Source organism: Bacillus sp. FG16, assembly GCF_057809515.1.
Genome location: NZ_JBMDKC010000265.1, coordinates 1 through 1,128 on the forward strand (window position 1 = coordinate 1; position 1,128 = coordinate 1,128).

Here is a 1,128-nt window from a genome sequence, read left to right on the forward strand (position 1 = left end):
CTCAAAAGATGTTTTAAAGTGTTTCTTGTTAATTTATATAAATTTACGCTTGTTCTGTTGTGTTAAAGAATAAAAATTCAGAAATTTAACATTAAGACCTTGCAAGGTCGTTCGAAAGGAGTTATAATGACCTTATAAGAGCAAAATTGATAAGGGGGATTGCAATGGAAAAGAGGTTAGTTGAAGTAATCCGAGACTTAAGACATTTCCTTGTAAGAGGTCAAATTGATTTCCATCTTAGTAATTTTAAGTATTATCAAATGTTTTGCTATGCATTAGAAGCAACTGGTACGCCGTATTGTTTGCAGGTCAATGAATTAGATAGAAAAATGATAGTAATTAAAATGATGTAAAGAAAAGGGGAGATTCATGATGAAAATCAATACGCCGGAGTGGTTATCTTTGAGTAAGGAAATTAAGGTTAAACTCATTCGTTTGGCTATTTTAGAATCAAGATTTAAGTATCAAAAATAAAACCCCTCCGTTGCAAAAAAGCAAACAGAAGGGAATTTGAATGAGTGTGAAACTATGAAGGGAATCTAGCACATTCCCTTCATGAACCAGTATAGCATAAAAGGAACACAATAAAGGAGATATTCATGAAAGAGATTGAAAAGTACATGACGCCAAGTGAAGCATCATTCTATTGGGGAATTCCTCGTGAAACGCTGAAACACAAAATCAGCCCTTCAGGTATGACTGAAAAGAAAGTAGTAGAGTTACAACGGATGTTAGATGAAGGCTTAATCAAATTCTTTTTACATCCGAAAGGAAAGCGGAAGGAATGGATTATTAGTCGTCAAGCCATGTATGAATGGTTTGGTGAACCTAAAAAATAAAGGGAACTAAGGGAGGAAATAAACATATGTCTTTAAATCGTACAATTTTAGTTGGTCGTCTTACAAAGGATCCCGATTTACGTTACACGCCAAATGGGGTTGCGGTCGCAACATTTACGCTAGCTGTTAACCGTCAATTTAAGAAGGATGGACAGCAAGAAGCAGACTTCATAAATATTGTAGTGTGGAAAAGAATTGCAGAGAATGTAGCAAACTTTCTAAAAAAAGGTAGTTTAGCTGGTGTAGATGGTCGTCTTCAGACTCGTAATTATGAGGGGCAAGACGGGAA

The 1,128-nt window shown here is 35.3% G+C and carries 3 protein-coding genes; all 3 read left to right on the forward strand.

Annotated elements, in window-relative coordinates:
- Nucleotides 1–164 precede the first annotated feature (164 nt).
- The gene (locus tag ACODS7_RS32155) at nt 165–353 is read left to right on the forward strand and encodes a hypothetical protein (RefSeq protein ID WP_098652010.1); all 189 of its coding nucleotides are present in this window, start codon (nt 165–167) and stop codon (nt 351–353) included.
- A gap of 246 nt (nt 354–599) precedes the next feature.
- Nucleotides 600–839, forward strand: coding sequence for a hypothetical protein (locus ACODS7_RS32160; protein ID WP_002205092.1), 240 nt, complete (start codon nt 600–602; stop codon nt 837–839).
- A 26-nt stretch (nt 840–865) separates the two neighbouring features.
- On the forward strand, nt 866–1,128 hold a 263-nt coding region (gene ssb / locus ACODS7_RS32165), incomplete at its 3' end, for a single-stranded DNA-binding protein (RefSeq protein ID WP_488828620.1).

Bases quoted from the DNA above. Each gene is read 5' to 3' on its own strand.
- ACODS7_RS32155 (WP_098652010.1), top strand. From the start codon at position 165: ATGGAAAAGAGGTTAGTTGAAGTAATCCGAGACTTAAGACATTTCCTT.
- ACODS7_RS32160 (WP_002205092.1), top strand. From the start codon at position 600: ATGAAAGAGATTGAAAAGTACATGACGCCAAGTGAAGCATCATTCTAT.